This is a genomic window from Mycobacterium sp. (assembly GCF_050701675.1).
Lineage (GTDB): Bacteria > Actinomycetota > Actinomycetes > Mycobacteriales > Mycobacteriaceae > Mycobacterium.
This window is the reverse complement of record NZ_JBOGDD010000657.1, coordinates 1-3,604: the sequence shown is the minus strand read 5'-3', so window position 1 is coordinate 3,604 and position 3,604 is coordinate 1. Positions and strand designations below refer to the sequence as shown.

General features: G+C 66.6%; 4 protein-coding genes. 3 read left to right on the top strand and 1 reads right to left on the bottom strand.

The genetic code is table 11. From position 1 onward, the window contains the following. Window positions 1-138: 138 nt before the first annotated feature. On the bottom strand, window positions 139-1,080 hold the full coding sequence (locus ACRDUX_RS20225; RefSeq protein ID WP_526415830.1) for an aldo/keto reductase: 942 nt from the start codon (window positions 1,078-1,080) through the stop codon (window positions 139-141). 239 nt (window positions 1,081-1,319) lie between these two features. Between ACRDUX_RS20225 and ACRDUX_RS20220 the strand changes: the two genes are divergently transcribed. The 3 genes from ACRDUX_RS20220 to ACRDUX_RS20210 form a co-directional block, all read left to right on the top strand. Then, window positions 1,320-2,261, top strand: coding sequence for a TauD/TfdA dioxygenase family protein (locus ACRDUX_RS20220; RefSeq protein WP_526415828.1), 942 nt, complete (start codon window positions 1,320-1,322; stop codon window positions 2,259-2,261). Between the two features lie 45 nt (window positions 2,262-2,306). Next, window positions 2,307-3,140 carry a sulfurtransferase gene (locus ACRDUX_RS20215; protein WP_526415826.1) on the top strand — a complete coding sequence of 278 codons (834 nt, stop codon included), beginning with the start codon at window positions 2,307-2,309 and terminating at the stop codon, window positions 3,138-3,140. Window positions 3,141-3,193: 53 nt separating this feature from the next. After that, a partial coding sequence (locus ACRDUX_RS20210; RefSeq protein WP_526415824.1) for an aldo/keto reductase occupies window positions 3,194-3,604 on the top strand: 411 nt, incomplete at its 3' end.

The window sequence follows — 3,604 nt, the reverse complement described above, 5'->3', positions numbered from 1 at the left end:
GTACAGGCACGCATCAGATCGACATGTCGCCGAACAACGAGGGGCACCGAGATCACGAATGAAATGGTGGCACAGAAAGTGGCGGACGTAGCTGGTCCATGTCCGCCGTTGGGCTCTCGCAGCCCGTCTGTACTGGGCTTACGTCGCAAGCGCTCCAGGAATCAGCGCGGATGTAATTCCAGCGTCATCGAGTCTGCGCTGCGCCTCGGCATACACGTCGTCGGGTAATGGGCCGCGGCGCGCCGCCCGGACGTTGTCACGCACGTGGTCGGGGTTGGCCGTTCCGGCGATGATCGTCGTGACTCCGGGAGTGCTGATCGCGTACCGCAGCAGGAAGCCCTGTTCGGTGTCGGCGTCGCGCAGTTCGTCCAACCCGGTGTCCGCCCAGGTGACTGGTTGGCCCTCGGCGGTCTTCTTCTCCCGCTTGCCCGCCTGGGCGACGCCGCCCCGCACGATGATGCCGAAACCGCGTTCCCCGGCCAGTTCGATGCGGCTCTCCAACTCCCGCTCGAGTGCCGAGAAGGGCACCTGAAAGGCGGCGAACTCCTTGATTTCGAGGTGATCGTCGATCGCGGGCAACGTCGAGGAAACGCCGAACGCCACGATCTTTCCCTCGTCGCGCAAGGCGATCAGCGTCTCGACGGCTCCGTCGCGGCGCAACACCTCCAACGATGGGCTGATGTGGAGTTGCACCAGGTCGAGTCGATCGGTCTGCAGGCGCCGCAGGCTCTGCTCGACGCCGGCCCGGATGTTCGCGGGCGAATAGTCGTGGGGGAGCGGTCCGGGGGGAGCATCCGGACGCAACTCCAACGGGCACCCGGCCTTCGACGCGAGGACGTACTCGTCCCGGCGTGATCCGATGTACCGGCCGATGCGTTCCTCGCTGAGCGCGTAGTCGATCGAGGTGTCGATGAACGTGATGCCCTCGTCCAGCACGGTGCCGAGGACCTCGGCGACCACGGTTTCCTCGAGCGGTCGGGGATTGCGGTGCGGGGTGCCACGCAACTCCATGGCACCGAACCCCAGCACGGTCACCTCGGGGCCGTCTTCGCCGAGCCTGCGCCGTTCCAGATCGCTCACTGTGTGCTCCTTCGACTCGTCCTGCTCGCCATCATGCGTGCCCGCCGCCGGTCGTTCAATGAACGTCGGCTACGAACATGCTCAACGAAAACTGCGCAGTGTCGGAAGTTAAGTACGGCTGAAGGATTCCGGTAGCCGATCGGTCTTCTTTCCGGTCGCGCGGGCACCGAAACTTTCCTCATCACCCCGCATATCACTCTGCACCGCAAGATCACCTTCCACGACAAGGGAGTCAGCCCATGACCGAACTCAAGGAAACCGGCCTTCACAGCGACACCGGACTGGACGTCGTTCCGCAGGCCGGATACATCGGCGCCGAGATCCGCGGGGTGGACCTCCGCGGACCATTGGAAGACAGCGTGATCGAGGAGATTCGCAGCGCGCTGCACACCCACAAGGTGGTCTTCTTTCGCGACCAGGAGATCGGTCACGCCGAACAGGTCGCCTTTGCGCACCGCTTCGGCAAGGTGACGCCGGCACACCCCCACGAGGAGAGCCCGCCCGAGGGCTTCCCGGAGATCTTGCCGATCGACAGCCGCCGTTACGAGGCGAACCTGGGCCGCAAGCGGACGTCGTACGACAGCAGCTGGCATACCGACGTCACCGCGTTGGTGAACCCGCCCGCGGCGTCGATCCTGCGGTCACACATCCTGCCCCCGTACGGCGGCGACACGAGCTGGACGAATCTGGTAGCGGCATATGAGAATCTGCCCAAGGACTTCCGCGACTTCGTCGACAAGCTGGACATCAAGCACCAGTTCAACAGCAAGGCGGCGGACGGCAGTCAGCGCGATCGCAAGGTGCGCGAGGCCAACCTGGTCGCCTTTCACCCCGCGGTGCGGGTGCACCCGGTGACGGGTGAGCGCGCGCTGTTCGTCAGTCCCGGTTTCACCCGCGGCGCTCGCGAGATCCGGGGCTTCACGCCGTCGCAGAGCGAAGGCATCCTCAAGTTGCTGTGGGAGGAGGCGACTCGCACCGAGTACACCGTTCGCTTCCGCTGGGCGCCGGGCAGCGTGGCATTCTGGGACAACCGGGCAACCGCGCACCTGGCGATCTCCGATGCCGGCCATCTGGGCTACGACCGGGTGCTGTACCGCGTGACTCTCGAGGGTGACGTTCCCAAGGGGGTCGACGGTCGCGAGTCCGAGCTGGTCTCGGGTCAGCCGTTCTACGGTTCCTGAAACGCGAGGTTCACCCCGCCAAGTCCAACGGAGAGCGAGTATTTCGTGACCACTACGCCGGTCGGCGTCCAACAGGTCCTGATCACCGCGGAGGCGCTGCGCCAGCAACTCGACGCCGGCGGCGACGTCGTGATCCTCGAGGTGCGCAGGGACATCACGGATCAGCCGGTAGCAGGGCGGATACCCGGTGCCAGGGCGGTGGCACTGACCGCCGACCTGGTCGGGCCGCGTACGCAGGACTCGGGCAACCTTCCGCTTCCATCTGACGAGCAGGTCCAGGACGTGGTTCGGCGCTGGGGCATCAACGCCGACTCGGTCGTCGTCGCCTACAGCCCCGAGAATCCGGCCCTGGCAGCGCGCGCGTGGTGGACGCTGAAATGGGCTGGCGTGCCGGATGTTCGGGCTCTGGACGGCGGCACCGACCAATGGGTCGCGGCCGGCGGCACCCTGGTTTCCGACGTACCCGCAGACGCGGCAGGCACCTTCGTGGTGAACACCGGGTCGCTGTCGACGCTGGATGCCGACGGGGCGGCGGCGCTCGCCCGCTCCGGAGTGCTGCTGGACGCCCGCGGGATCGAGGGGTACGTGGGGGAGCCCGGTGGGGGCCACATCCCTGGCGCATTGAGCCTGCCTGCAGGCAAACTCGTCGGACCGGACGGCACGTTGGCATCCGATGACGAGTTGCGCGCGCTGTACGCTTCGACCGGTGCGGACGGCCAGGTTCCGGTCGGTGCCTACTGCGGTGGCGGAACGTCAGCGACACTCACGGTGCTGGCGCTGGCCAAGATCGGGATAACGGCCACCCTGTACCCGGGGTCGTTCTCGGCATGGAGCTCTGACTCGGCTCGCCCGGTCGCCACCGGCGACCAGCCCGGCTGAGCAGCGCGCCGACAACGGCATACCGCAATCAATCAACACAGAACGGATGATCCATGACAAGTGCACCCCAACGGCGGCTGGGTACCGACGGCCCCGAGGTGGCGCCGATCGGCCTGGGATTCATGAGCTTTCGCGCCTCGGCCGAGGCCGCTGACGAGGAGCAGGCGACGGCGCTCGTCGACACGGCGATCGACCTGGGCGTCACGCTGTTCGACACCGCCGACATCTACGGGCCCGAGTTCAGCGAGATCCTGCTCGGTCGCGCCATCCGCGGGCGACGTGACGGGCTGACGATCGCGACGAAGTTCGGCAACACGCTCGATCGGGAGACCAACCCGCGCGCCCTCGACGGCAGGCCCGAATACGTGCGCACCGCGATCGAAGGCTCGCTGCGCCGCCTCGGCGTCGACCACGTAGACCTGTACTACCTACACCGCGTAGATCCGGCAGTGCCCATCGAAGAC